Origin of the sequence: Variovorax sp. SG517 (assembly GCF_013376045.1) — a bacterium.
Classification (GTDB): domain Bacteria; phylum Pseudomonadota; class Gammaproteobacteria; order Burkholderiales; family Burkholderiaceae_C; genus Variovorax.
In genome coordinates this window covers 550,483-574,922 of the sequence record NZ_JABMJG010000003.1, presented here as the reverse complement: position 1 = coordinate 574,922, position 24,440 = coordinate 550,483, and the positions used below count along the sequence as shown (strand labels likewise).

Genomic DNA, 24,440 nt, shown 5'->3' with positions numbered 1-24,440 from the left:
ACCGCGTCCATTATTCGACCCATCCGGAAAACGGTGGGTTAGCGCGCGGCACTTAGAACGACACGTCAGGTACACGCCATGCAACCCGCCCCACGAGGCGGGTTTTTCGTTTCCTGGGGCATTTTTCTTCCACCCTCCAGGAGACCGAAATGACACCACTCCCCCGCCCCGTGCTCCACATGGTCTGCGGCAAGATCGGCGCCGGCAAGTCCACGCTCACGCGGCAGCTCGCCGAGGCGCCTGCCACGGTATTGATCAGCGAAGACGCCTGGCTGGCGGCGCTATACCCCGGCGAAATCCGCGAACTGCCCGACTACGTGCGCTGCGCGGGCCGGCTGAAGCAGGCCATGGCGCCCCACGTGGCCGGGCTGCTCGGGGTCGGCGTGTCGGTGGTGCTCGACTTTCCCGCCAACACGGTGGCCAGCCGCCGGTGGATGCGAGGCATCTTCGAAGCGGCCGGCGCCGCGCACAGGCTGCACTTTCTCGACGTGCCCGACGCCGTCTGCAAGGAGCGCCTGCGGGCACGCAACGCGAGCGGCACGCATCCCTTCGAGACGACGGACGCGCAGTTCGACCAGATCAGCAGCCACTTCGCCGCGCCTTCGCCGCAGGAAGGCTTCGACGTCCTCAGGCATGCCTGAAACCCGGCGCCGCTATGCTCTGGCCCCGATGCAGATCGAACAAGCCAAGCCCTCCGAGGCCGCCACCGTCGCGGCCGTGCTGAACGAAGCCGCCCGATGGATCGCCGCCGAAGGCCGGCCGCTGTGGTCGGCTGCCGACGTCGCCCTCGAGCGCATCCAGCGCGACACCGATGCCGGCAGCTACTTCATCGCGCGCGAAGGCGGCGATGTGGCCGGCGTGGTGCGGATCGACCTGGAAGACCCGGGCTTCTGGCCCGAAATGGAAAGCGGCGACTCGCTCTACGTGCACAAGCTCGCCGTGAGCCGGGCCTGGGCGGGGCGCGGCGTTTCCGTGCGGCTGCTGGAATTCGCACGAGAACGCACGACGCAGGCCGGCCGCCCGTACCTGCGGCTGGACTGCGTGGCCGACCGGGCGCCGCTGCGCTCGCTGTACGAACGCTTCGGTTTCTCTTTGCACAGCGTGATACACAAGGGCGAGCGGGCCTTTGCGCGCTACGAGATGCGGGTACAAGCCGTCGGCGCGCCGCCCGACACCGGGAAACCTACCTCCTGTGGCAAGCTCCCAACCGTATGAACCACCGCAACCTGCCCACCATCTCCCGCCGCCGCGTGCTGCACGCATTGCTGGGCGCGACGGCCCTGCAGGCGCCCTTCGCAGCGCTGGCCGGCTTCAATTTCTTCACCAGCGAATACACCGCCAGCCGCGACGAGCTGCAGGCGCAGATCGCCAAGCGCTTCCCGGTGGCCGAGCGCTATGCCGAGATCTTCATGGTCGGCCTGCGCGATCCGCAGCTGGGCCTGAACGCGCAGGCCAACCGCGCGGCCATCACCGCCACCTTGACCATCGCGAGCCCGCTGCTGGCCGCCTCGCCGGTGCAGGGCGTGGTGTCGGTCAGCAGCGCGCTGAAGTACGACGCCACCGCGCGCGCCCTTCGGCTCGACCAGCCCAAGGCCGAGCGCCTGGAGCTGCAGGGCATGGAGGGCCGCGACGCCGAGCGGCTGCAGAAGGTGGGCGCGGTGGTCGCGCAGGAACTGCTGCAGGGACAGGTGCTGCGCAGCTTCACGGCCGACGAGCTCACGGTCGGGCGCAAGACCTATGAGATCGGCGACATCACGGTGCAGGACAACGGGATCAAGGTACAGCTCAAATGAAGAAGAAATACACGCTCGTCGTCTGCGCCCTGCTGCTGGCCGGCTGTGCCGCCGTGGCCCCCAAGGCAAAGCAGCATTTCGATCTCGAGGCCCATCGCGGCGGACGCGGGCTGGCACCCGAGAACACGCTGGCCGCGTTCTCCAATGCCATCGACATGGGCGTGACCACGCTGGAGCTCGACGTCGGCCTCACGGCCGACGGCGTGGTGGTGATCTCGCACGACACCTCGCTCAACCCCGACCACACGCGCGACGCCAGCGGTGCCTGGCTGGCGCCGAAGAGCGGCGCGCCGATCCGCTCGCTCACGCTCGCGCAGCTGCAGACCTACGACGTGGGCCGCCTCAACCCGGCGAGCAACTACGGCAAGCAGTTCGCGCTGCAGATGCCACGCGACGGCGAGCGCATTCCCACGCTGGCCTCGCTCTTCGCACAGGTGCAGGCGCGCGGCGCCGACGCGGCCACGGTGCGCTTCAACATCGAGACCAAGATCGATCCCACCAGGCCCGACGAAACCGCCGCACCCGAGCCGATGGTGCGCGCTCTGCTCGCCGAGATCGACAAGGCGAACATGGCCGGGCGCGTGACCATCCAGAGCTTCGACTGGCGCACGCTGACGCTGGTCGGCAAGCTCGCGCCGCAGATGCCGCGCGCCTACCTCACGACGCCCCGCACGCTGAAGGACAAGCGCTGGACCGACGGCTTCGACGCCGCCAGCTTCGCCTCGGTGCCGCAGATGGTCAGGGCGGCGTCGGCCAATGCGCCGGGACCCGTCATCTGGTCGCCGGCCTTCGCCGACCTGACGCCGGAAGTCATCCGCGAGGCCCAGAAGATCGGCATGAAGGTGCTGCCCTGGACGGTGAACCAGCGCGCCGACATGCTGCGGCTGATGGACTGGGGCGCCGACGGGATCATCACCGACTACCCCGACATCCTGCGCGACCTGATGCGCGAGCGCGGCCTGTCGCTGCCGCCTCCCGGAAAGAACGCATCGTGAGCGCCGCGCTGCAGCAGCTCGATGCCGTCGCCGCGCGCGTCGCGGCCCTGCGTGCCGGGCGCGGCTCCGTCACCACGCTGTCGGACGAGGCCCGCGCCGGCACCGAGCTGCTGGGCGCGCTGCCCCCGCGCTACGGCGAGGTGCTGCTGGGGCTGCTCGACCGGCTGGAATCGAGCGCGCTCTTCAGCGAGGAAAGCTGCTCGTTCAGCCAGAAGGATTTGCTCGACAACCTGCAGGTGTGGGTCGACAAGGCCCGCGGACAGCTGGTGTCTTGAGGCACCGGTTTATCATCCGCCCTCATGCGCACCCTGCTGCTCGCCCTCATGATCGTCCTGCTGCCCGTTCGCGGCTGGCTGGGCGATGCCATGGCGGTCGAGATGGTGCGCCACTCGCTGCCGGCGGCCATGGAGGCCGCGACCGTGGCTTCCGCCGCGGCCGAAGCCCATTGCCACGAGGCGATGGATGCGGCCGGCGACATGGCGATGGACATGTCGGCCCACGCCGGGCATGACGACGGCGGCACCGGCACCACCAATCACGGCGATCACCAGGGCTGCGGCACCTGCGTCGCATGCCAGGTCTGCCACACGGTGGCGCTCGGCGGCATGCCGCTGGTCGCCATCGTCCACGGCGCGCCCCAGGCGTCGCCCGCGGCCCACGCGGCCCGCTTCGCCAGCGCGGAGCCCGTCCAGGGCCTGAAGCCGCCCATTTCCTGATCTCCCTGCCCGTAGTCCGTCCGCAGTGAGCCTGTTCCGGCTCGCGGCGTCCGTCGTATTGCTCATGGAGATCGAAAGTGAATTCCCCCGTTCGCCGGCATGCCGCCGGCACTCATCGCTATCGGAAGCGTAGCGAAGCACACCTGCCTGGCCCGAACAAGGTCGGCGACAAGCCCCTACTTCCACTCATCCGAACCGGCGCCGCGCTGGCGGCCGCGCTGGTGCTCGCCGGCTGCGCCAGCCTCTCGCCCGACGGCGGCAGCGCCGACGTGCAGGCGCTGGTCGGCAACAACCCGCTCATGGCGGGCACCACCGCCCAGCGCACGCCCGACGAGGCCTCGCAGAAGAGCGTCGACGAGCTGCTCGCCAGGCCGCTCGATGTCGAATCCGCGGTGCGCATCGCGCTCATCAACGGCCCGCGCGTGCAGGACGCCTTCGCCACCCTGCAGCTGAGCGACGCCGACCGCGTTCAGGCCGCGAGCCTGCCGAACCCCGTGCTTTCCTTCAGCCGCCTGGCGCAGGGCCGCGAGCGCGAGTTCGAGCGCATGCTCAGCTTCAACGTGCTGGGCCTCGTCACGCTGCCATGGCAGGCCCGGTGGGCCGGCCAGCGGCATGAAGCGGCCAAGCTGCAGGCCGCGCAGAGCGTGCTGGTTTTGGCCGCCGACACGCGACGCGCCTGGGTGCGCGCGGTGGCGGCGCAGCAGAGCGTGGCCTACCTGCGCGACGCGAAGGAAGCCGCCGAAGCCGGCGCCGAGCTCGCGCACCGCATGGCCCAGGTCGGCAACTGGAGCGCGCTGCAGCGCACGCGCGAACAGCTGCTGCTGGCCGATGCCGCCGCGCAGTTGGCGCGCGCCGAGCAGGCCGCCGTGGCCTCGCGCGAGCAGCTCACGCGCCTGATGGGTCTGAGCGGCGAGCGCGCCACCCGCTACACCCTGCCCGATCGCCTGCCACCGCTGCCGAAGGCCGCGCCGGAACTCGGCGACGTGCAGGCGCTGGCCCTGCGCGACCGGCTCGACGTGCGCTCGGCGCAGGCGCAGAACACCGCCGTGGCCGGCTCGCTCGGCCTCACGCGCGCCACCAGCGTCGTCAATGCGATGGAGCTGGGCGTGGTGCGCAACACCACCTTCGAGAACGACGCCGACCGCACGAAGACCACCAAGCGCGGCTTCGAGCTCGACCTGCCGATCCCGATCTTCGACTGGGGCCAGTCCCGCAACGGCCGCGCCGAGGCGCAATACCTGCAGTCGGCCGCCCGTGTGCGCGACGTGGGCGTGCTCGCCGCGAGCGAGGCGCGCGAGGCATGGCAGGGCTGGAACACGGCCTATGCGCTGGCGCGCCGCTATCGCGACGAGGTGCTGCCGCTGCGCAGGAAGGTCAACGAGGAAATGGTCCTTCGCTACAACGGCATGCTCGCCAGCGTGTGGGAACTGCTGGCAGAGACGCGCGCCAGCATGCTCGCGGTGAATGCGGGCATCGAGGCGCAGCGCGATTTCTGGATCGCCGACACCGACCTGCAGCTGGTGCTCACGGGCAGTTCGCCCGGCGGCATGTCGGCGCTGCAGACCGCTTCGGCCGCCGAAGCGCCGGCAACGGGAGGCCACTGACATGAACCGCCGCAACTTCTTCGCGGGCGCGGCCACGGCCGTTGCCGCCACGAGCGTGAGCCGCGTGTCCATGGCCGCACTGCCCGAACCGGTGTCGCAGGCCTCCACCGCCACCGCGCCACCGCTTTCGCCGCCCAACGGCCGGCCCTACAACCCCGTCGTCACGCTCAACGGCTGGACGCTGCCCTGGCGCATGAACGCCGGGGTCAAGGAATTCCACCTCGTCGCCGAACCGGTCGTGCGCGAGATGGCGCCGGGCTTCAAGGTCAACATGTGGGGCTACAACGGCCAGTCGCCCGGGCCGACCATCGAGGTGGTCGAGGGCGACCGCGTGCGCATCTTCGTCACCAACAGGCTGCCCGAGCACACCACCGTGCACTGGCACGGCCAGCGCCTGCCCAACGGCATGGACGGCGTGGGCGGCATCACGCAGCCGCACATACCGCCGGGCAAGACCTTCGTCTACGAGTTCACCGCGCGCCGGCCCGGCACCTTCATGTACCACCCGCACGCCGACGAGATGGTGCAGATGGCGATGGGGATGATGGGTTTCTGGGTCACGCACCCGAAGGCCGAACACCCGCTGATCGAGAAGGCCGACCGCGACTTCTGCTTCCTGCTCGGCAGCTTCGACGTGGAGCCCGGCAGCGCCACGCCCAAGGTCAACACCATGACCGACTTCAACATCTGGAGCTTCAACAGCCGGGTGTTCCCGGGCATCGACACGCTCAACGTGCGCAAGGGAGACCGCGTGCGCATCCGCGCGGGCAACCTGACGATGACCAACCACCCGATCCACATCCACGGCCACGAGTTCGAGGTGACCGGCACCGACGGCGGCCCCGTGCCGCGCACCGCGCGCTGGCCCGAGGTGTCGGTGGACGTGGCGGTGGGCCAGATGCGGCAGATGGAGTTCATCGCCGACGAGGAAGGCGACTGGGCCCTGCACTGCCACAAGTCGCACCACACGATGGGCCCGATGGGCCACGACGTGCCGACCATGATCGGCGTCGACCACAAGGGCGTGGCCGAGAAGATCAGGAAGCTCGTGCCCGACTACATGGTGATGGGCGACAAGGGCATGGCCGACATGGGCGAGATGGAGATGCCCATTCCCGACAACACCGTACCGATGATGACCGGCACCGGCCCCTTCGGCTCGGCCGAGATGGGCGGCATGTTCACGCTGCTGAAGGTGCGGCGCGACCAGAAGCCGGGCGACTACCGCGACCCGGGCTGGTTCAGGCACCCGGCAGGCACCGTGGCGCGCGAGGTGCCGAACGCGAACGTGCCGCCAGCGACCCGCAAGGAAACGCCAGCCTCGCCAACGGGCGCCAGGCCCGACGCGACCGTGCGCAAGCCCTCCGGGCACGACGCGCACAACCACTGACCTCTTCTATCTAGTCCTCCTTTCTCACGGAGCTCACCTCATGAAAAAGACACACCTGAAGTCCATCGCCGCGGGCCTTGCGCTCGCGGCACTCGCCAGCGCCTCGTTCGCGCACGAGGCCCACGACAAACCAAAGCCGAAGGGCGCCGCAGAACTCGCGCCCGAGCAGAAGCCCTGGGGCATCGCCGGCAAGAACGGCGCGGTGAAACGCACCATCGACATCGCGATGGCCGACGACATGAGCTTCACGCCCTCGGTCATCGAGGTGCGCGAGGGCGACACCGTCCGCCTGCGGCTGAAGAACCGCGGCAAGGAACTGCACGAGCTGGTGCTGGGCACCACCGCCGAGATCGAGGCCCACGCGGCCATGATGAAGAAGTTTCCGGACATGGAGCACGACGATCCGTGGATGGTCCACGTGCCCGCCGGCAAGACCGGCAGCATGGTCTGGACCTTCAACCGCGCCGGCGACTTCGACTTCGCCTGCCTCGTGAAGGACCACTACGAGCTCGGCATGGCCGGCCGCGTCCGCGTGCTGCCTGCAGCCGGCGGCAAGTCCTGAAGGAGAACGCCATGCACAGAAGGAACATGCTGCTGGCACTGGCCTCCGCGGCCCTGCCGTTCGCCACGACGACCGCGCGGGCCGCCGCGCCGATGGTCGAGATCTGGAAAGACCCGAACTGCGGCTGCTGCCAGGACTGGGTGAAGCACCTCAACAAGAACGGCTTCGCCACTCGCGTGCACGACGAAGGCAACACGGCCGCACGCAACCGGCTGGGCGTGCCAGCCAAGCTGGGCTCGTGCCACACGGGCCTGGTCGGCGGCTACGCCATCGAAGGCCACGTGCCCGCGCGCGAAGTGCAGCGGCTGCTGAAGGAAAAGCCCAAGGCCGTGGGCCTCGCGGTGCCCGGCATGCCGGTCGGCTCCCCGGGCATGGACGGCCCCGCCTACGGCGACCAGCGCGATCCCTACGACGTGCTGCTGGTGCTGGCCGACGGCAGCACGCGCGTCTACCAGAGCTATCGCTGAATCGAACCTCGAAACAGAAACAAGGAAGCAAACCGATCATGAAGAAACTGTTCACCGCCTTCTGCGCCGCCCTGCTCGCCGCCGCCGCCTTCGCTCAATCCGCCCTGCCCTCGGTCGAGGGCGAGGTGCGCAAGATCGACACCGACGCGAACAAGATCACGCTGAGGCACGGCGACATTCCCAACCTCGAGATGACGGGCATGACCATGGTCTTCCGCGTGAAGGACCCCGCGCTGCTCACGAAGGTGAAGCCCGGCGACAAGGTGCAGTTCACCGCCGACAAGGTCGACGGCGCGCTCACGGTGCTGTCGATCGCGCCGGCGAACTGAGGCTCTTGCGCAGCGCGGCCTCGAACAGCGCATTGAGTTCGCGCTGCGGGATCTGGCTGCTCGCGTAGGACACCGTTCCCAGCGCGTGCAGTTCCTGCGCGCTGCGCCTGACCAGCGCCATGACCGAGCGCGCGATCGATCCGCCCACGCTGATGCGCCGGGCGCCCGCCTCGATCAGGCTGAAGGCGCTGGCGCCGGCTTCGTTCAGCCCCATCACGATGTTGAGAGGCCCCGCGATCTCGCGCGCCAGCGTCGCCACCACTGATGCATCGGTGACGCCGGGCACGAACACGCAGTCCGCGCCCGCCTCGATGAAACGGTTGGCGCGCTGGATCGCGATGCGCAGCGCGCCATCGCCGGGCAGCTGGAAGGCATCGGTGCGCGCGTTCAGCACGAAGCCGCCGCCTGCCGCGCCGATTGCGGCGCGGGCCGCCGCGATGCGGGCAACGGCCAGTTCTTCGTCGAACAGACGCCCGTGCGCGGCGTCGGTGTCCTCGATGTTGCCGCCGGCCGCGCCGGCATCCATCGCCATGCGGACGGTGTCGGCCACGTCCTGCGGCTCGTCGCCATAGCCCGCCTCCAGGTCGGCATTCACGGGAATGTCCACCGCCTCGGCGATCCTGCCGACCACCTCGAGCATTTCCTTGCGCCCCACTGCGAGACGCGAGTCCCTGACGTTGTAGTCGGGCCTGCCCAGCGAGAACGCGATGCCCGCGCTGGTGGTGCCGATCGCCCCGAAGCCCTCCGCCGCGAGAAGCACGGCGCTGCCCGGATCCCAGGCGTTGGGCATGACGAACCCGCGGTTCGCGCGGTGCAGTTCGAGGAAGGTGCGGCCGCGCGCCATGCGTGTCTTCGGGTCCATTCCAGCTCCGGCTTGATCGACGAAGGCTCGATCGTCGCGACCGTGATGACACGCGTCAAACGCATAATATTTCTCGGACCCATCGATCTTTTGCATGGATTTTTGCCACATGGATTCCGAAGCTCTCGCCACCTTCCTGACGGTGCACCGGCAAGGCGGCGTATCTGCCGCCGCGACCGCGCTCTCGCGCACGCAGTCGGCCATCAGCCGCCGCCTCGCACTGCTCGAAGAGGAGCTCGACGCGCCCCTCTTCGAGCGCGTGGGCCGGGGCCTGCGGCTCAGCCAGGCGGGCGAGGCGCTGCTGCCGCACGCGGAGAAGGTGGCTGCGGCGATGGGGGACGCGGTGGCCGCCGTGCAGGCCGCGAAGTCCGACGCCGCGGGAACGGTGCACATCGCCGCCGTCGGCACGCTGGCAAGCTCGGGCCTCGCCACGGTGCTCGCGAAGCTGCGGCAATCGCTGCCGGGCCTCGACGTCCGTCTTCAGACGGCCACCAGCGCGGAGGTCAGCGAGAAGGTGCGCGCCAGCGACGTGGCGGTGGGCCTGCGCTACTACGAAGACCCGTCGCCCGACCTCCTGTGCAAGGTCATCCATCACGAGCAGCTGGTGGTCGCCTGCGCGCCATCGCATCCGCTCGCGGGCACACGGCTGAAGTCGCTGGTTCGGCTCTCGAAGGAGCGGTGGCTGGCCTTTCCGCAGCCGCCACGGCGTACCGAGCCGCATGCGGAGGCGATCTTTTCGCAGTTCCTGGTGCGGGGCGTGGAGCGCATCGACTGGAGCGCCGTCGACAGCCTCACGGCGCAGAAGCGGCTGGTCGAGGCGGGCTTCGGGCTCGCGTTCCTGCAGGAAAGCGGCATTGCCGAAGAAGTCGCGCGCGGGAGCCTCGCGCTGATCCGCATCGACGACCTGGACGTGCGCGTTCCCGTCGCCTGCGTGGTGCGCCGCTCGGCTTTTCTCAGTCGCGCCACGCGCGCCCTGCTCGCCGAGCTGGAACGCGCCGAACTCTAGAAGCGCGCCGGGTCGAAGGGCGCCAGCGGGATCTCCGGCGCGGCACCCGCGAGCAGTTGCGCAGCCAGCCTCCCCGTGCGCGCCGAACCGCACAGGCCGACGTGGCCGTGCCCGAAGGCCAGCACCACGTCTGAAGTGGCTGCCGCCGGCCCGATGCAGGGCAGGCCGTCGGGCAGGCTCGGGCGGTGTCCGAGCCAGTGCTTCACCGCGGTCGAGCCCGGTGCGGATGGCGCGAGCGAGGGAAACATCGATCGCAGGTGCGCGAGCAGGATCGCGGCGCGGCGCCAGTCGGGCGCGGCTTCGAGGCCGGCGATCTCCACCTGCCCGGCCGCACGCAGGCCGCCGTCCATCCAGTGCGCGATGAGCTTGCCGTCGGCCACCATGGTCGGCGTGCGCGGGCCGGCCGTCGCGTCCTCGACGACCACGTGGTAGCCGCGCTCCGACTCCAGCGGCACCGCCGAGCCGGCCGCCGCGGCCAGCGGGCCGGAGCGTGCACCGGCGCAGATGGCGGCGGCATCGCAGGCGATCTCGCCGGCCTCGGTGAGCACGGCGCGCAGCCGGCCGCCTTCGATGCGGAAGCCGGTCGCCCGAGCCATGACGCGCTCGGCGCCCGAGCCGAGCGTGTGCCGCGCCAGCGCGGCCACGTAGCGGCCCGGATCGCGGCAGTGGCCGGCCTCGGGCACGAAGACGCCGAGCGTGTAGCGCGCGTCGAGGTCGGGCTCGCGACGGCGCAGTTCGTCCTGCGGCCATTCCTCCCACTGCACGCCGGTGCGCTGGCGCACCCGCCAGCCGAGCGCGTCGCCATCGAACTCGGCGCGCGAGCGGTAGGCATGCAGCAGCCCGCGCTGCTCGATCAGCTGGGGCACGCCGGCCTCAGCTGCCAACCGCGCATGCAGCACGGGCGCATCGGCCAGCAGCGTGCGCAGCGCATCGGCGGTGCGCTGCACGCGCGCCTCGGTCCAGCCCGAGGCCAGGTAGCGCAGCAGCCACGGCATGGCGCGCGGCAGGTAGCGCCAGCGCAGGGCCAGCGGGCCGAGCGGATCGGCCAGCCAGCCCGGCACCTTGCGCCATGCGCCCGGCAGCGCGGGCGGCACCACCGAGTGCGACGAGAGCCAGCCAGCGTTGCCGTAGCTGGTGGCGTGCGGGCCGCCCGGCTCGCCGGGCTCCAGCACCGTCACGCGCAGGCCCGCGCGCAGCGCCTCGATGGCGCTGGCGCTGCCGACCGCGCCCGCGCCGATCACCACCACGTGGCGCGCACCACCCGGGGAAGAGAAACTTCTTGCAACCGTCATGGACGGCGATCGTAGAGGGTGCGGTCTCATAATCGGCCGCCATGTCAGCACCGTCTTCCTCTCTCCTCTCCCATTCCGCCGGCGCCATCACCGACGTCGCCGGCATCGAGGTCGGCCATTTCACCGAGACGCGCCGCCCCACCGGCTGCACCGTGATCATGGCGCGCGAAGGCGCCGTGGCCGGCGTGGACGTTCGCGGCGCCGCGCCCGGCACGCGCGAGACCGACCTGCTCTCGCCCGGCAACCTCGTGCAGCAGATCCACGCGGTGATGCTCGCGGGCGGCAGCGCCTGGGGCCTCGCGTCGGCCGAAGGCGCGATGCGCTGGATGGAGGAACGCGGCATCGGCATGGACGTGCGCTTCGGCACCCTGCCCATCGTGCCGGCCGCGGTGCTGTTCGACCTGCCCATGGGCGACGCGCGCATCCGGCCCGACGCCGCCGCCGGCTATGCCGCCTGCGAGGCCGCCAGCACCGCCGCGCCCGCCGAGGGCAACGTGGGCGCCGGTACGGGCGCGCTGGTGGGCAAGCTCTTCGGCGTGCATCGCGCGATGAAGGGCGGGGTCGGCACCGCATCGGTCAAGGTCGGCGGCGTCACCGTGGGCGCGCTGATCGCGGTGAATCCGCTGGGCGACGTGATCGACCCCGACACCGGCCAGCCCGTGGCCGGCGCACGCACCGAGGACGGCACCAGGTTGCTCGACACCCGGCGCGCGCTGCTTCGCGGCGACAGCCCCAAGCCGCTGCTGGCGGGCACCAACACCACCATCGGCGTGATCGCCACCGACGCGGTGCTGACCAAGGTGCAGGCCAACCGGCTCGCCATGGTTTCGCACGACGGGCTGGCGCGCTCCATCAACCCGGTGCACACCATGAGCGACGGCGACACCCTCTTCGCGCTGGCCACCGGTCGCGTGCCTCTGGAAGGCGATGCGCCCGGCATGACGGTGCTGAGCACCATGGCCGCCGAGGTCGTCGCCATCGCCACGCTGCGCGCGGTGCAGGCCGCGCGCACGGTGACGGTGGGCGAGCTGCACATTCCCTGCGCGGCGGACCTGGGCAAGGCGCGCGGCTGACCAAGGGAGGCAACACCATGGCGTTCCCCAGGACCCTGAAGCTGATATTGCTGTCGATCCGCGACCTGATCGCTTCGGCGGGGCCGATCGTCTTCATCGTCATCGGCCTGCTGGTCGCGGCCTACTGGTGGCTGCAGCCGCAGCCGCCCAAGCACGTGACGCTGGCCACCGGCCCCACGGGCAGCGCCTATGCCCAGTTCGGCAAGCGCTATGCCGAGGCGCTCAGGCACAACGGCATCGAGGTGGAGCTCAAGCCCACCTCCGGCTCGACCGAGAACCTGCAGCTGCTGCGCACCGGCGGCGCCGACGTGGGCTTCGTGCGCGGCGGCAGCGCCGACCCGGTGGCCGACGAGGAAGCCGGCCTCACCTCGCTGGGCAGCCTGTTCTACGAGCCGATCTGGCTCTTCTACCGCACCGACTCGGCCCAGAAGATCGACCGCAAGACCGCCACGCTGACATCGCTGACCCAGCTGCGCGGCCTGCGCGTGAACGTCGACCTGCCCGGCAGCGGGCTGCCGGACATCATGGAGCGCATGCTCAAGGCCAACAGGCTCGGACCCGACGACCTGCTGCTGTCGAACCTGGAGCAGGCCTCGGCCGCCGAGGCGCTGGAGGCCGGTCTCCTCGACGCCATCGTGCTGTCTTCCGCGCCGCAGTCGCCGCAGGTCCAGCGGCTGCTGCGCTCCGACTCGATCAAGCTCATGGACTTCGGGCAGGCCGACGCCTATTCGCGGCGCTTTCCCTTCCTCTCGGCCGTGACGCTGTCGCGCGGAATGATCGACCTGTCGAAGGACTCGCCGCCGCACGACGTGTCGCTGCTCGCGGCCACCACCTCGCTGCTGTCGCGCGACGAGACCCACCCCGCGCTGCGCCAGCTCTTCGCGCAGGCCGCGCAGACGGTGCACAGCGGCGCGGGCTGGTTCAACCGCGCGCGCGACTTCCCCAACACCCGCACCAGCGAACTGCCGGTGAGCCCCGAAGGCGACCGCGCCATCAACGGCACGCCGCCGGTGTGGCAGCGCTACCTGCCCTTCTGGGCCAGCAACCTCGTCGAACGCATGTGGCTGGTGCTCGGCGGCCTGCTGGTGCTGATGCTGCCGCTGAGCCGCGTGGTGCCGCCGCTGTACCAGTTCCGCGTGCGCCGGCGCGTGTTCCGCTGGTATGCGCGGCTGCGCGACATCGAGGCGAAGGTCGATACCCAGGCGCTGGCGAAGGAGGACGAGCGCAAGTCGCTGCTCGAGGAGCTCGACCAGCTCGACCGCGTGGTCAACAAGGTGGCCGTGCCGCTGTCGTACGCCGACGAGCTCTATGCGCTGCGCAACAACATCTACGCGGTGCGCAAGCGGGTGCTGGCCAAGGCCCCGCAGGCGGGCGTGGCCGGCGCGGCCACGGCAGCGGCGAACGATGCCGTCTGACAACACCCGAAAGACCCGGCCCGCGACCCCGCGCACGCTGATCGACTTCGCGCAGCCGCACGGCGAGGCGGGCAGGCTGCGCCTGTGCTTCGGCGCGCCTTCGCGCGTACTTGTGGCGCGCACCGCGGCCGATGTGCGACCCGTGCTCGACGCCGTCGAGGCACTGGCACACAAGGGGCGCTGGTGCGTGGGCTACCTGCGCTACGAGGCAGCGGCGGCCTTCGACCGCGCGTTCGCCGTGCATGCGGCGGATGGGCCGCTGGCATGGTTCGGCGTGCACGACGAAGCCCTGCCATGGCCCGAAGCCACGGGCGACGGCGTCTTTGCGCCCATCGACTGGCAACTCGATCTCTCGCGGGCCGACTTCGATGTCCGCATGCAGGCCATCCATCGCGCGATCGCGGACGGAAAGCTCTACCAGCTCAACTACACCGCCGCGCTGCACGCCGGCTTCCACGGCGACGCGCAGGCCCTGTTCATGGCGCTGCGGCAGGCCCAGCCTGACGGCTACACAGCCTTCATCGACACCGGCGAGGAGCAGGTGCTGTCGGTGTCGCCCGAACTCTTCTTCGACTGGCAGGACGACCGCATCCTGACGCGGCCCATGAAAGGCACCGCCCCGCGCGGCGCCACGCCCGCGGAAGACGAGGCGCTCGCGCAGCGGCTGCGCACCGTGCCCAAGGAACGGGCCGAGAACGTGATGATCGTCGACCTGATCCGCAACGACCTCTCGCGCATCGCCCGGCCTTTCTCGGTGCGCGTGCCGCGCCTCTTCCACACCGAGGCGCTGCCGACGGTGTGGCAGATGACCTCGGACGTCGAAGCCCGGGTGCGCGAAGGCACCACGCTGGCGGACGTGTTCGCGGCGCTGTTCCCGTGCGGCTCCATCACCGGCGCGCCGAAGGTGAGCGCGATGCGCATGATCCGCGAGCTGGAGCCCGAGGCGCGCGGCGTGTACTGCGGTGCGGTGGGCGTCGTGCGGCCGGGCGGGCACGCGACCTTCAACGTGCCTATACGCACAGTGACGCTGCGCGACGGCAAGGCCCGCTGCGGCATCGGCAGCGGCATCACCGCCGATGCGCAGGCCGACGCCGAATGGGAGGAGTGGCGCCACAAGCGGGCCTTCCTCGACCGCGCAGCCCGGGCCGGAGCGCCACCGTTCGACCTGCTCGAAACCCTGGCGCTGGCAAACGGCGAGCTGCGCGACGCGCCGGCGCATCTGGCGCGCATGGCAACCGCCGCCGCGCACTTCGGGCGCCCGTGGAACCAGGCGCTGGTCGCCTCCTGCCTCGACGAACTGAGGGCGCGGCACACCGCCGGCAGCTGGCGCGTGCGCCTGCTGCTCGATGCGCACGGCACGCCGCGCGCCGAAGCCTTCGCGATGGAGGCGCCGCCCGCGCGCGTGCGCCTGCAGCTCGCCACGCGCCCGTTCGACGAGGCCCACGGCGAATTCACCCGCTTCAAGACCACCCGCCGCGCCCACTACGAAGCCTTCGCGCCCACACAGCCCGGTGCCTTCGACACGCTGCTGTGGAACCGCGGCGGCGAAATCACCGAATGCACGCGCGGCAACATCGCCCTGCTGCTCGACGACGGCCGCTGGGTCACGCCGCCCTTGCACTGCGGATTGCTGAACGGCATCGGCCGCGCCAATCGCGTGCGAGACGGCCAGCTTGCCGAAGCGGTCGTGCGGGTGGACGATCTGCCCCGGGTGCAGGCCCTGGCCTTCGTGAACAGCCTGCGCGGCTGGCTGGATGCCGACCTGGAAGGCTTTCAAAAATAGTTCGACAAGGCGCTTGACTTAGAGCGCGCTCTAATTTCGAGAATCAATGCCATGGAAACCAGCCTGACCATCGCGGAAGTCGCAGAACGGACCGGCCTCACGGCCCACACGCTACGGTACTACGAACGCATCGGGCTGATCGCCGCGGTGTCCCGTGCACCGGGCGGCCAGCGGCGCTATGCGAGCGCCGACATGGACTTGCTGGATTTCCTGTTGCGCCTGCGCGAGACCGGCATGTCCATCCAGGGCATGCAGGCCTTCGTCAGGCTTCGAAGCCAGGGGGACGCCAGCGTCGGCGAACGGCGCGAGATGCTCGAACAGCACCTCGCCGAGGTTCAGGCCAAGGTGGCGGCGCTGCAGCAATCCATGCAGGCGCTGTCGCTCAAGATCGACCACTACCGCGAGATCGAGAAGACGAACGAGCGTCCTCCTCTGTCGGGCAAGGCCCGGAAAGGAAAGACGAGCAATGACGAACACACAGAACCAGGGCCAAAACGACAACCTGCGCTACACGCGTGGCCTGGCCAAGCTCCAGGAGATCGACGGTGAAGGCGGGGTCAAGGTGGTCGAGAGCCTGGCCGGCATCGCGCCGGACTTCGGCCGCCTGGTGATCGAGTTTCCGTTCGGCGACATCTACTCGCGCCCCGGCCTCGACCTGCGCTCCCGCGAGATCGCGACGGTGGCCGCGCTCGCCGCCATGGGCAATGCCACGCCGCAGCTGAAGGTGCACATCCAGGCCGCGCTGAACGTCGGCGTTACGCGCGACGAGGTGGTCGAGATCATGATGCAGATGGCGGTGTACGCAGGCTTTCCGGCAGCGCTCAACGGCCTCTTCGCGGCGCGCGACGTGTTCGCGGCGGACGATGAAAAAAGCGCGCAGGCCCTTGCGGAACCGCGCGCTCTTTCGGAAGCGGCCGAAGCCGCCTGAGGCTTACTTCAGCGCCTTGTAGCGCATGCGTTTCGGCTTGGCACCTTCCTCGCCCAGGCGCTTCTTCTTGTCGGCTTCGTACTCCTGGTAGTTGCCGTCGAAGAAGGTCCACTGGCTGTCGCCTTCGGCAGCCAGGATGTGCGTGGCGATGCGGTCGAGGAACCAGCGGTCGTGGCTGATCACCATGACCGTGCCGGCGAACTCGAGCAGCGCGTCTTCGAGGGCGCGCAGGGTTTCCACGTCCAGGTCGTTCGACGGTTCGTCAAGCAGCAGCACGTTGCCGCCGGCGATCAGCGTCTTGGCCAGGTGCAGGCGGCCGCGTTCACCGCCCGACAGCGTGCCGACCTTCTTCTGCTGGTCGGCGCCATTGAAGTTGAAGCGGCCCGCATACGCACGGCTGGCCATCTGGAACTTGCCGACGTTGATGATGTCGAGGCCGTTCGAGATGTCTTCCCACACCGTCTTCTGGTCGCCCAGCGCATCGCGTGACTGGTCGACGAAAGCCATCTTCACCGTCTGGCCGATGACGACCTCGCCCGAGTCCGGCTTCTCCTTGCCCGCCAGCAGCTTGAACAGCGTCGACTTGCCGGCACCGTTCGGGCCGATGATGCCGACGATGGCGCCCGCCGGGATGTTGAAGCTCAGGTTGTCAATCAGCATGCGGTCGCCGAAGGACTTGCTGACGTTCTTGAATTCGAACACCTGGCTGCCCAGGCGCTCGGCCACAGGAATGAAGATTTCCTGCGTTTCGTTGCGCTTCTGGTATTCGACGTCGCTCAGCTCTTCGAAGCGGGCCAGGCGCGACTTGCTCTTGGCCTGGCGTGCCTTCGGGTTCTGGCGCGACCACTCGAGTTCCTTCTTCAGGGCCTTGGCGTGGGCTTCCTCGCTCTTCTGCTCCTGCGCCAGGCGCTCGCCCTTCTGCTCGAGCCAGGTGCTGTAGTTGCCCTTCCATGGAATGCCGCGGCCGCGGTCCAGTTCGAGGATCCACTCGGCGGCGTTGTCCAGGAAGTAGCGGTCGTGGGTGATGGCCACCACGGTGCCCGGAAAGCGCTGCAGGAACACTTCGAGCCACTCGACCGATTCGGCGTCCAGGTGGTTGGTCGGTTCGTCGAGCAGCAGCATGTCGGGCTTGCTCAGCAGCAGGCGGCACAGCGCCACGCGACGCTTTTCACCGCCCGAGAGCACGCCGATCTTGGCGTCCCAGGCCGGCAGGCGCAGGGCGTCGGCGGCGATCTCGAGCTGGTGCTCGGAGTCGGTGCCGGCGGTGGCGATGATGGCTTCGAGCTCGGCCTGTTCGGCGGCAAGTGCGTCGAAATCAGCGTCTTCTGCGGCGTACAGCTCGTAGACCTCTTCCAGGCGCTTCTTGGCCGCGTTGACCGCGCCCATCGATTCCTCGACCGATTCGCGCACCGTGTGCTCGGGGTTGAGCTTGGGTTCCTGCTCCAGGTAGCCGATGGTCAGGCCGGGCATGGGCAGCGCCTCGCCCTCGATTTCCTTGTCGACGCCCGCCATGATCTTGAGCAGCGTGGACTTGCCCGAGCCGTTCAGGCCGAGCACGCCGATCTTGGCGCCGGGGAAGAAGGACAGCGAAATGTCTTTCAAGATCTGCCGCTTGGGCGGCACGGTCTTGCTGACACGGTTCATCGAATAGACGTATTGAGCCATGTGTGGTTTTGTTACCTTGGGTAGCGGGATTCGAGGGAATGCGCGGTCGCCGGAATGGAGGCATTCGGGCGCGGCAAACCACCGATTATCGACTCATGCGACAATAGGCTCCGTTGCCGGGTCCAGTTGCCCGCGACACCGGCTCTCTGCCGGGGACGAAGAAAGGCCCATTTCACCCTTTTGCGAGGGCGGACTTTCCGGCTCCCACCCCTGACCCTCATCTGCCTTGACTGGCTCGGCGTCAACAAGACGCCAAGCGGGCCGATGCCACTGCGCCGTGTATGGCGCTTATTGTTTTCAATGACTTTTGACGAACTGAAGCTGGCTCCCGCCATCTTGAAGGCTGTGCACGAGCACGGTTACGACACCCCCACCCCCATCCAGGCGCAAGCCATCCCCGCCGTCCTCGAAGGCCACGACCTGCTCGGCGGCGCCCAGACCGGCACCGGCAAGACCGCCGCCTTCACGCTGCCGATGCTGCACAAGCTCACCATGAGCCGCAGCGCCACCAACAAGTTCGGCGGCACCGGCATCCGCGCCCTGGTGCTGACCCCCACGCGCGAACTCGCCGCGCAGGTCGAAGAGTCGGTGCGCACCTACGGCAAGTACCTGCAGCTCGACTCGACCGTGATCTTCGGCGGCGTCGGCATGAACCCGCAGATCAGCAAGCTCAAGAAGGGCGTCGACATCCTCGTGGCCACCCCCGGCCGCCTGCTCGACCTGCAGCAGCAAGGCATGCTCGACCTGGGCCAGGTCCAGATGCTGATCCTCGACGAAGCCGACCGCATGCTCGACATGGGCTTCATCCACGACGTGAAGAAGGTCCTGGCGCTGGTGCCCAAGGAAAAGCAGAGCCTGCTGTTCTCGGCCACCTTCAGCGACGAGATCCGCGACCTGGCCGCCACGCTGCTGCGCAACCCGCAGAGCATCCAGGTCACGCCGCGCAACACCACCGTGCAGCGCATCACCCAGGTGATCCACCCCGTGGGCCGCGGCAAGAAGAAGGCGCTGCTCGCGCACATCATCAACGAGAACAAGTGGAGCCAGGTGCTCGTGTTCACGCGCACCAAGTTCGGCGCCAACAGCGTGGCCGAATTCCTCACCAAGAACGGCATCGAGGCGATGGCGCTGCACGGCAACAAGAGCCAGAGCGCACGCACGCAGGCGCTGGCCGGCTTCAAGAGCGGTGAACTCCGCGCGCTGGTGGCCACCGACATCGCCGCCCGCGGCATCGACATCGACGAGCTGCCGCACGTCGTGAACTACGAGATCCCCAACGTCAGCGAAGACTACGTGCACCGCATCGGCCGCACGGGCCGCGCCGGCTCCAGCGGCGAGGCCGTGAGCTTCGTGTGCCTGGACGAGGAAGGCTTCATGCAGGAGATCGAGCGCTTCACCAAGCAGACGATCCCCGTGCAGGTCATCGAGGGCTTCGGCCCCGAGGAAGGCGAGCGCGCCGAACCCATCGCCATGGGCCGCCAGACCATCTGGGGCGGCGCCGGCCGTCCGCCGAGCCGCGAAGTCATGCAGGCGGCCGCCAAGGCCGCACGCACCGAGATGCTGCAGCGCATCCGCGAGAACAAGGCTGGCCAGGGTGGCGGCAACGGCGGTGGCAATGGCGGCCAGCGCCGTGGCGGCAGTCAGGGTGGCGGCAACGGCCAGGGCCGTAGCGCCAACGGCGGCGGCCAGGGACAGGGTCAAGGCCAGGGCCCGCGCGGCCAGGGCGCGCGTCCGCAGCAGCAGCCTCGTAATCCGCAGGGCCCCGCACGCGCTCCGCAGCATCACCATCACGCGCCGCACGAGGAGCGCCAGCCGCGCCATCACGGCAACAGCCACAGCCCCACGCAGGCCAACCAGGTCGCGCACCTGCGCGCCGAATCGGTCGGCGGCGGCGCCGGCCAGCCTGATCCGCTTCGCACCAGCGTCGACCACATGGGCGGCCGCGGTCGCGGTGGCCGTTCGGGTGGCGGTGGCTACGGTGGCGGCAACCGTTCGGGCGGCGGTGGCCGCTCGGGTGGTGGCGGCGGCTACGGCGGTGGCAATCGCTCCGGCGGTGGCGGTGGTGGCGGCCGTTCGTTCGGCCGCTGACAAGGCACTGCGAGCAGCACGCCTGCTTGAAAACTGAAAGGGCACCTCGGTGCCCTTTCTTTTTTGTCCTCGCGCAGCAGCTGCCCTCAGCGGGGTGGTGCCGTCTGCGCCCGGATGTTCCTGGCGATGCGGGTCGCGAGCGCGACTACCGCGTCGTCATAGCTCGCGGCAACCGCCTGCGGCTGGGCAACCAGTTCGCCGAAACTGCCCCAGCGGTGGCCCGGGTTCGCCGGCACATTGACCGTTGCGTCTCCACTCGCATCGGCCCCGTAGTACAGGGTTTCTGAATAGACGGTGTCCCCGTCCTTCGAATCCATCAGGTAGGCGCTCACGTTGACCCGCGGAACATAGTCGGTCGAGAAGCGCGCCGAATACATGCCGACCTCGTTGAAGTACACGTGCAGCACCGGCTCGGTGGTCGGCAGCTTGCTGTAGTCGATGTTGTCCGGCGACGCCGCCGGTCGCGACACGGCCTCGAGTGCTTCTGCCCGGTAGCCTTGCGCATTCAGTTGCTGCACCAGCGCAGCCGTCAGTTTCGGGCCCATCCCGCGGCGCACGGCTTCCATGCGCTCATTGAAGTCGGCACCCTTGATTCGGTCGGCGATCGACTGCCACAGCACGCCCAGGGGGATGCCTTTGTTCTCGGTGTGCATCTTTTCGATGGGAGCGGCGGGGATCACCATGATGCGGGTGATCCTGGGCAATGGCGGCGGCGTCCTGGGACCGCCGGAGCCGCATGCGACGAGGGCGGGCAGGGCCGCGCAAGTCATCACCTGCCCCAGGGTGCCCAGAAAACCGCGCCGATGTGTCATGACCTCGCCGCTCATTGCTCGACCGCCGTAATCCTCTTAACCCCTTCGGAAGGCGGCTTGGCCGCGGCCTCCCCGAGCTGCACCGCGTAGCCGTAGTCGGTCAGATACACATAGCTGTTGGTCCGACCGAGCGAGTCGCGCTCCATGCGGCATTCCAGGCGCTTGGCCTCGCCGCTCAGTTCGGCATGGAGCTCAGCAGCCGCGCTGACACCGACGATCTTGCAGACAGTCGTGTAGTCGTAGGTCACTCCGCCCATCATGCTGAACAGGCTCAGTTTCTTTGTGGCGTAACGCAGCTCCGAGCCGACGGTCATGCGTTGCCAGTCCCCGGTCAGCGAGAGATCGGTCATGACCTGGCTGATGGTGGCGGAGCCGGGGAGGAAGTTGACGAAGGCGCTCAGATCGATCAAGCCTGCGAACGAGGCGAATTGCGCCCGTGTGCCATCCGCATCCCTGGAGCGGGCTCGGAAAATGGAAGCTGCCGCATCCGGCTCGATCTGCACCTCGCTGCGGGTCGAAGTCGTCTTCCCGTCTCGGGTCCATGTGCCTTCGAGCACGATGCGCTTCAGGCGCTTGGGCGCCGGCGGAAGCCCCAATTGCGAGATGGCGTTCGTCACCTGCGGGCTGATTGCCGTCAGGCCCCGGGGATCGGGCATTGCCTTGGCGCGAGGAGCGAAAACAGCCAACGCCTGCACTGCCGAAGCGCCGCCACAGGCCGCTTTGAAGAGCGCCAGGTAGTCCGAGTTCGTATCGGCGCCGATCACGCTGGGTTTCGCCTTGGTGCCTTCGACCCGACCGTCCGTGACCCGACCGCGCTCGTCGACGTCGAAGCCGCTCATCTGGGCATAGGACTTCGTCTGGCATTCGAGCCTGAAGCGCTCGCGCTTCTGGCCGAACGGGGCCCGGTAAGGCAGGTCGAAGTCCATTCGCGGATAGTCGAACGCACCCCAGAAGAAGAGTGCGCCGTCAGATGTCTCGACGCTTGCGATGTCGATGAGCGTGAATGTCCCGTCGGGGCTGCGTTGCACTTCGCGCCAATCGGGCCGCGCCGCCTGGCACGCACGCCCGACTTCGGGCAGCGCTTTCAGGGCCTGTGCCTGGCGCTCCACCAATTCCTTGCGCACGCCGTAGCGCGGCCCGGTGACTGGATAGCTTCGGCCAGCGCGCAGATCGGAGTAGAGCAACCACGCCTGCTCCGCATTGCACGAGACAGTGAAGTTGCGGGTCTCGGGCCCGTCTTCCAGCGCAAAGGAAACGTGATCGTCGATGCGCAGCAGGCTGTGTTCGACAAGTTTGCCGCCGAACGACATCGACGGATTGCCTCGGGATGCGCAACCGGCAACAAGCAACGTCGCCACGGCGCACGCGGTGATATGGGTGAGCTTCATACATTCCGCCCCCGGGCGGCTCCCTCGTTTCATTGTTGTTTCTGCAGCCGGCCTCGACGTCGAATGACATGGGCGGTGCATCTTGGCCCGGAATCGTAACCCGAGCCACAATCGTCACCCCATGCAATACATCCCGCCCAACTACGCCACTCTCTTCGTAGCCACCTGCAATCTCCTCAACCTCGCGGCCCCGAACCGCGTGTACTACGAGAACCAGGACGCCTACACCGAGCGCGAGTACGAGCGGAAGATCGACTGGATCGGCGAGCGCTTCCGCGCGCTCAACGCCGACGTGCTGGCGGTGCAGGAGGTGTGGGACGAATCGGCGCTGAAAGCCTGCATCGGGCGCAGCGGCCTGCGCTACGACTTCATCACGGTGCCTGGCGCGGAGAACACGGCGCCGCCAGGCAGCCCCGAAGGCACGCCCGCCCGGCCAGGCGCACAGGGCACGCCGCGCGTAGGCATCGCGACGCGGCTGAAGGTGGACGAGATTCGCTCCTTCGTCGACTTTCCACCCGGCTTCGGTGTCGATGTACCAGGGCTCGGCCCGCACACGCGCTTCGAGCGGCCTCCCCTGCTGGCCACGGTGCGCATGAAACACGGCCAGCAGGTGCACGTGCTCACGGTACACCTGAAGTCCAAGCGCCCCAAGTTCCTGCAGGACGCCCAGGGCAACCACCTGGAAGACCGCGACGACCGCAAGGTGGGCGTGATGGCCTCGCTGCGCTCGCTGCTGATGCGCGGCGCCGAGGCCGCCGCCCTGCGCTGCATCGTGATCGACCTGCTGCAGGGCACAAACGTGCCGCTCGTGGTGATGGGCGACTTCAACGACAACCCGCACAGCGTGACCACGCAACTGGTGGCGGCCACTTCGGAGGTGGCCTACGACAAGGCCGCGCGCGACGTGGCGCTCTTCAACGCCTACGAGATGCAGGGCGAGGCGGCGTTGAAGAAGGACGTGGCCTACTCGCACGTCCACCAAGGCTACCCGGAGGTGCTCGACCAGATCTTCGTGAGCGAGGAGTTCGTCGCCACCAGCCGGCACAGCCTGGGCGACGTGCGGCGCGTCGACTATTTCAACGACCACCTGCACGAAGGGCGCGACCGCTCGCGCTCGGACCACGGCTTCGTGCGCGCCCTGCTTCGGCTGCGCACGGCCTGAACGACGCCGCCCAGCGCGACTCAGCCCATGCGGCGGCCGGTCTGCCGGTCGAACAGGTGCACGTTCTCCGACTCGATGGCCAGGCGCACGATGTCGTCGGGTCCGGCATCGACGCGGCCGTGCACCGCGAGCACCAGCCTGGCTTCGCCGACCTGCACCAGCAGTTCGGTTTCCGCGCCCGTGGGCTCGACCACGATGACCTTGGCCTCCACGCCGTGCGAGCCGCCGCCGAGCGTCATGTCGCCAGGACGGACGCCGTAGTGCACCGATTGGCCATCGGGCACCGCGGTGGCCACGGGAACGGGCCAGCGCGCGCCCTGCGCCTCGACCCAGCATTCGCCGCCCGAGCGCCGCACCGTGCCCTCGATGACGTTCATCGACGGCGAGCCGATGAACTGCGCGACGAACAGGTTGTCGGGCCGGTCGTACAGCTCCAGCGGCGTGCCGATCTGCTCGATGATGCCGTCGTGCATCACGACGATGCGGTCGGCCATGGTCATGGCCTCGATCTGGTCGTGCGTGACGTAGACGGTGGTGGTCTTCAGCCGCTGGTGCAGCGCCTTGATCTCGGCGCGCATCGCCACGCGCAGCTTGGCGTCGAGGTTCGACAGCGGCTCGTCGAACAGGAACACCTTCGGGTCGCGCACGATGGCGCGGCCCATGGCCACGCGCTGTCGCTGGCCGCCCGAGAGTTCGCGCGGATAGCGGCCCAGCAGCGCGTCGAGGTTGAGGATCTTCGCGGCCCTGGCCACGCGCTCGTCCGTCACCGACTTGTCGGCGTTGCGCAGGCGCAGGCTGAAGCCCATGTTCTCGCCCACCGTCATGTGCGGATAGAGCGCGTAGCTCTGGAACACCATGGCGATGTCGCGGTCCTTCGACTCGAGGTCGTTGACCACGCGGCCGTCGATGACGATCTCGCCGCCGCTGATGTCCTCCAGGCCCGCGAGCATGCGCAAGAGCGTCGACTTGCCGCAGCCCGAGGGGCCGACCAGCACGACGAATTCGCCGTCGGTGATGTCGAAGCCCAGGCCCTTGATGATCTGGATCTTGCCGAAGGATTTCTGGATATTGCGAAAGGATACGGATGCCATTTTTTCGTTTCCTGCGTGA

The 24,440-nt window shown here is 68.9% G+C and carries 25 protein-coding genes; 19 read left to right on the top strand and 6 right to left on the bottom strand.

Annotated features, from left to right (window positions below):
• The first annotated feature begins 149 nt into the window (after positions 1–149).
• From FHT32_RS11985 to FHT32_RS11935, 11 genes are all read left to right on the top strand, one after another.
• Positions 150–641 carry an ATP-binding protein gene (locus FHT32_RS11985; RefSeq protein ID WP_176664841.1) on the top strand — a complete coding sequence of 164 codons (492 nt, stop codon included), beginning with the start codon at positions 150–152 and terminating at the stop codon, positions 639–641.
• Between the two features lie 28 nt (positions 642–669).
• The gene (locus FHT32_RS11980) at positions 670–1,215 is read left to right on the top strand and encodes a GNAT family N-acetyltransferase (RefSeq protein WP_176664840.1); all 546 of its coding nucleotides are present in this window, start codon (positions 670–672) and stop codon (positions 1,213–1,215) included.
• Entirely contained in the window at positions 1,212–1,793 is a 582-nt protein-coding gene (locus FHT32_RS11975) for a DUF1439 domain-containing protein (protein WP_176664839.1), read from the top strand. The genes FHT32_RS11980 and FHT32_RS11975 overlap by 4 nt, the downstream gene beginning before the upstream one ends.
• The gene (locus FHT32_RS11970) at positions 1,790–2,788 is read left to right on the top strand and encodes a glycerophosphodiester phosphodiesterase (RefSeq protein WP_176664838.1); all 999 of its coding nucleotides are present in this window, start codon (positions 1,790–1,792) and stop codon (positions 2,786–2,788) included. The genes FHT32_RS11975 and FHT32_RS11970 overlap by 4 nt, the downstream gene beginning before the upstream one ends.
• Positions 2,785–3,063, top strand: a complete 279-nt coding sequence (locus tag FHT32_RS11965) for a hypothetical protein (protein WP_176664837.1) — start codon at positions 2,785–2,787, stop codon at positions 3,061–3,063. The genes FHT32_RS11970 and FHT32_RS11965 overlap by 4 nt, the downstream gene beginning before the upstream one ends.
• Positions 3,064–3,087: 24 nt before the next feature.
• A complete protein-coding gene (locus FHT32_RS11960; RefSeq protein WP_176664836.1) occupies positions 3,088–3,504 on the top strand; it encodes a DUF2946 family protein in 417 nt (138 codons plus the stop codon).
• 77 nt (positions 3,505–3,581) lie between these two features.
• Positions 3,582–5,108: a TolC family protein gene (locus FHT32_RS11955; protein ID WP_176664835.1), complete on the top strand. Its 1,527-nt coding sequence runs from the start codon at positions 3,582–3,584 to the stop codon at positions 5,106–5,108.
• A 1-nt stretch (position 5,109) separates the two neighbouring features.
• Complete coding sequence (locus FHT32_RS11950) at positions 5,110–6,498, top strand: multicopper oxidase family protein (protein ID WP_176664834.1); 1,389 nt, start codon at positions 5,110–5,112, stop codon at positions 6,496–6,498.
• Positions 6,499–6,538: 40 nt separating this feature from the next.
• Positions 6,539–7,060: a plastocyanin/azurin family copper-binding protein gene (locus FHT32_RS11945; protein ID WP_176664833.1), complete on the top strand. Its 522-nt coding sequence runs from the start codon at positions 6,539–6,541 to the stop codon at positions 7,058–7,060.
• A gap of 11 nt (positions 7,061–7,071) precedes the next feature.
• Complete coding sequence (locus FHT32_RS11940; protein ID WP_176664832.1) at positions 7,072–7,527, top strand: DUF411 domain-containing protein; 456 nt, start codon at positions 7,072–7,074, stop codon at positions 7,525–7,527.
• Between the two features lie 38 nt (positions 7,528–7,565).
• The gene (locus tag FHT32_RS11935; protein WP_176664831.1) at positions 7,566–7,856 is read left to right on the top strand and encodes a copper-binding protein; all 291 of its coding nucleotides are present in this window, start codon (positions 7,566–7,568) and stop codon (positions 7,854–7,856) included.
• Here FHT32_RS11935 and FHT32_RS11930 read toward each other — a convergent pair.
• Complete coding sequence (locus tag FHT32_RS11930) at positions 7,825–8,718, bottom strand: isocitrate lyase/phosphoenolpyruvate mutase family protein (RefSeq protein WP_176664830.1); 894 nt, start codon at positions 8,716–8,718, stop codon at positions 7,825–7,827. The two genes, FHT32_RS11935 and FHT32_RS11930, sit on opposite strands and share 32 nt — an antisense overlap.
• Positions 8,719–8,827: 109 nt before the next feature.
• Here FHT32_RS11930 and FHT32_RS11925 point away from each other — a divergent pair, with 109 nt between their 5' ends.
• Positions 8,828–9,724, top strand: a complete 897-nt coding sequence (locus FHT32_RS11925) for a LysR family transcriptional regulator (protein ID WP_176664829.1) — start codon at positions 8,828–8,830, stop codon at positions 9,722–9,724.
• Here FHT32_RS11925 and FHT32_RS11920 read toward each other — a convergent pair.
• Positions 9,721–11,016, bottom strand: a complete 1,296-nt coding sequence (locus FHT32_RS11920; RefSeq protein ID WP_176664828.1) for an FAD-binding oxidoreductase — start codon at positions 11,014–11,016, stop codon at positions 9,721–9,723. The genes FHT32_RS11925 and FHT32_RS11920 overlap by 4 nt on opposite strands.
• A 41-nt stretch (positions 11,017–11,057) precedes the next feature.
• Here FHT32_RS11920 and FHT32_RS11915 point away from each other — a divergent pair, with 41 nt between their 5' ends.
• From FHT32_RS11915 to FHT32_RS11895, 5 genes are read left to right on the top strand one after another with little or no spacing between them, the layout of a single operon-like run.
• Positions 11,058–12,089 (top strand): P1 family peptidase, encoded by a 1,032-nt coding sequence (locus FHT32_RS11915; protein WP_176664827.1) that lies wholly within the window; start codon positions 11,058–11,060, stop codon positions 12,087–12,089.
• Positions 12,090–12,106: 17 nt separating this feature from the next.
• The gene (locus tag FHT32_RS11910; protein WP_176664826.1) at positions 12,107–13,504 is read left to right on the top strand and encodes a TAXI family TRAP transporter solute-binding subunit; all 1,398 of its coding nucleotides are present in this window, start codon (positions 12,107–12,109) and stop codon (positions 13,502–13,504) included.
• Positions 13,494–15,287 carry an aminodeoxychorismate synthase component I gene (gene pabB, locus FHT32_RS11905; RefSeq protein WP_176664825.1) on the top strand — a complete coding sequence of 598 codons (1,794 nt, stop codon included), beginning with the start codon at positions 13,494–13,496 and terminating at the stop codon, positions 15,285–15,287. Before FHT32_RS11910 ends, pabB begins: the two co-directional genes overlap by 11 nt.
• Positions 15,288–15,338: 51 nt before the next feature.
• A complete protein-coding gene (locus FHT32_RS11900; RefSeq protein WP_176664824.1) occupies positions 15,339–15,836 on the top strand; it encodes a MerR family transcriptional regulator in 498 nt (165 codons plus the stop codon).
• Entirely contained in the window at positions 15,754–16,215 is a 462-nt protein-coding gene (locus tag FHT32_RS11895; RefSeq protein ID WP_176664823.1) for a carboxymuconolactone decarboxylase family protein, read from the top strand. The genes FHT32_RS11900 and FHT32_RS11895 overlap by 83 nt, the downstream gene beginning before the upstream one ends.
• Before the next feature lie 3 nt (positions 16,216–16,218).
• Here the strand turns inward: FHT32_RS11895 and ettA are convergent, their stop codons facing one another.
• Positions 16,219–17,880: an energy-dependent translational throttle protein EttA gene (gene ettA / locus FHT32_RS11890; protein WP_176664822.1), complete on the bottom strand. Its 1,662-nt coding sequence runs from the start codon at positions 17,878–17,880 to the stop codon at positions 16,219–16,221.
• A 300-nt stretch (positions 17,881–18,180) separates the two neighbouring features.
• Between ettA and FHT32_RS11885 the strand changes: the two genes are divergently transcribed.
• Positions 18,181–19,968 (top strand): DEAD/DEAH box helicase, encoded by a 1,788-nt coding sequence (locus FHT32_RS11885; protein ID WP_176664821.1) that lies wholly within the window; start codon positions 18,181–18,183, stop codon positions 19,966–19,968.
• Between the two features lie 86 nt (positions 19,969–20,054).
• Here the strand turns inward: FHT32_RS11885 and FHT32_RS11880 are convergent, their stop codons facing one another.
• Both FHT32_RS11880 and FHT32_RS11875 read right to left on the bottom strand, forming a co-directional pair.
• A complete protein-coding gene (locus FHT32_RS11880; protein WP_256098969.1) occupies positions 20,055–20,795 on the bottom strand; it encodes a hypothetical protein in 741 nt (246 codons plus the stop codon).
• The gene (locus FHT32_RS11875) at positions 20,792–22,168 is read right to left on the bottom strand and encodes a hypothetical protein (RefSeq protein WP_176664820.1); all 1,377 of its coding nucleotides are present in this window, start codon (positions 22,166–22,168) and stop codon (positions 20,792–20,794) included. Before FHT32_RS11875 ends, FHT32_RS11880 begins: the two co-directional genes overlap by 4 nt.
• Positions 22,169–22,289: 121 nt before the next feature.
• Between FHT32_RS11875 and FHT32_RS11870 the strand changes: the two genes are divergently transcribed.
• Positions 22,290–23,330, top strand: coding sequence for an endonuclease/exonuclease/phosphatase family protein (locus FHT32_RS11870; RefSeq protein ID WP_176664819.1), 1,041 nt, complete (start codon positions 22,290–22,292; stop codon positions 23,328–23,330).
• A gap of 20 nt (positions 23,331–23,350) precedes the next feature.
• Here FHT32_RS11870 and FHT32_RS11865 read toward each other — a convergent pair whose 3' ends face one another.
• Entirely contained in the window at positions 23,351–24,421 is a 1,071-nt protein-coding gene (locus FHT32_RS11865; RefSeq protein ID WP_176664818.1) for an ABC transporter ATP-binding protein, read from the bottom strand.
• Positions 24,422–24,440 lie beyond the last annotated feature (19 nt).

Excerpts from the sequence above, each read along its gene's own strand:
- FHT32_RS11975 (WP_176664839.1), top strand. The coding sequence starts at position 1,212 with ATGAACCACCGCAACCTGCCCACCATCTCCCGCCGCCGCGTGCTGCAC.
- FHT32_RS11865 (WP_176664818.1), bottom strand. The coding sequence starts at position 24,421 with ATGGCATCCGTATCCTTTCGCAATATCCAGAAATCCTTCGGCAAGATC.
- FHT32_RS11930 (WP_176664830.1), bottom strand. The coding sequence starts at position 8,718 with ATGGACCCGAAGACACGCATGGCGCGCGGCCGCACCTTCCTCGAACTG.
- FHT32_RS11935 (WP_176664831.1), top strand. The coding sequence starts at position 7,566 with ATGAAGAAACTGTTCACCGCCTTCTGCGCCGCCCTGCTCGCCGCCGCC.
- FHT32_RS11960 (WP_176664836.1), top strand. The coding sequence starts at position 3,088 with ATGCGCACCCTGCTGCTCGCCCTCATGATCGTCCTGCTGCCCGTTCGC.
- FHT32_RS11985 (WP_176664841.1), top strand. The coding sequence starts at position 150 with ATGACACCACTCCCCCGCCCCGTGCTCCACATGGTCTGCGGCAAGATC.
- FHT32_RS11895 (WP_176664823.1), top strand. The coding sequence starts at position 15,754 with ATGACGAACACACAGAACCAGGGCCAAAACGACAACCTGCGCTACACG.
- FHT32_RS11940 (WP_176664832.1), top strand. The coding sequence starts at position 7,072 with ATGCACAGAAGGAACATGCTGCTGGCACTGGCCTCCGCGGCCCTGCCG.
- FHT32_RS11885 (WP_176664821.1), top strand. The coding sequence starts at position 18,181 with ATGACTTTTGACGAACTGAAGCTGGCTCCCGCCATCTTGAAGGCTGTG.
- FHT32_RS11920 (WP_176664828.1), bottom strand. The coding sequence starts at position 11,016 with ATGACGGTTGCAAGAAGTTTCTCTTCCCCGGGTGGTGCGCGCCACGTG.
- FHT32_RS11970 (WP_176664838.1), top strand. The coding sequence starts at position 1,790 with ATGAAGAAGAAATACACGCTCGTCGTCTGCGCCCTGCTGCTGGCCGGC.
- FHT32_RS11945 (WP_176664833.1), top strand. The coding sequence starts at position 6,539 with ATGAAAAAGACACACCTGAAGTCCATCGCCGCGGGCCTTGCGCTCGCG.
- FHT32_RS11870 (WP_176664819.1), top strand. The coding sequence starts at position 22,290 with ATGCAATACATCCCGCCCAACTACGCCACTCTCTTCGTAGCCACCTGC.
- FHT32_RS11925 (WP_176664829.1), top strand. The coding sequence starts at position 8,828 with ATGGATTCCGAAGCTCTCGCCACCTTCCTGACGGTGCACCGGCAAGGC.
- FHT32_RS11950 (WP_176664834.1), top strand. The coding sequence starts at position 5,110 with ATGAACCGCCGCAACTTCTTCGCGGGCGCGGCCACGGCCGTTGCCGCC.
- pabB (WP_176664825.1), top strand. The coding sequence starts at position 13,494 with ATGCCGTCTGACAACACCCGAAAGACCCGGCCCGCGACCCCGCGCACG.
- FHT32_RS11875 (WP_176664820.1), bottom strand. The coding sequence starts at position 22,168 with ATGAAGCTCACCCATATCACCGCGTGCGCCGTGGCGACGTTGCTTGTT.
- FHT32_RS11880 (WP_256098969.1), bottom strand. The coding sequence starts at position 20,795 with ATGAGCGGCGAGGTCATGACACATCGGCGCGGTTTTCTGGGCACCCTG.
- ettA (WP_176664822.1), bottom strand. The coding sequence starts at position 17,880 with ATGGCTCAATACGTCTATTCGATGAACCGTGTCAGCAAGACCGTGCCG.
- FHT32_RS11980 (WP_176664840.1), top strand. The coding sequence starts at position 670 with ATGCAGATCGAACAAGCCAAGCCCTCCGAGGCCGCCACCGTCGCGGCC.
- FHT32_RS11910 (WP_176664826.1), top strand. The coding sequence starts at position 12,107 with ATGGCGTTCCCCAGGACCCTGAAGCTGATATTGCTGTCGATCCGCGAC.
- FHT32_RS11900 (WP_176664824.1), top strand. The coding sequence starts at position 15,339 with ATGGAAACCAGCCTGACCATCGCGGAAGTCGCAGAACGGACCGGCCTC.
- FHT32_RS11915 (WP_176664827.1), top strand. The coding sequence starts at position 11,058 with ATGTCAGCACCGTCTTCCTCTCTCCTCTCCCATTCCGCCGGCGCCATC.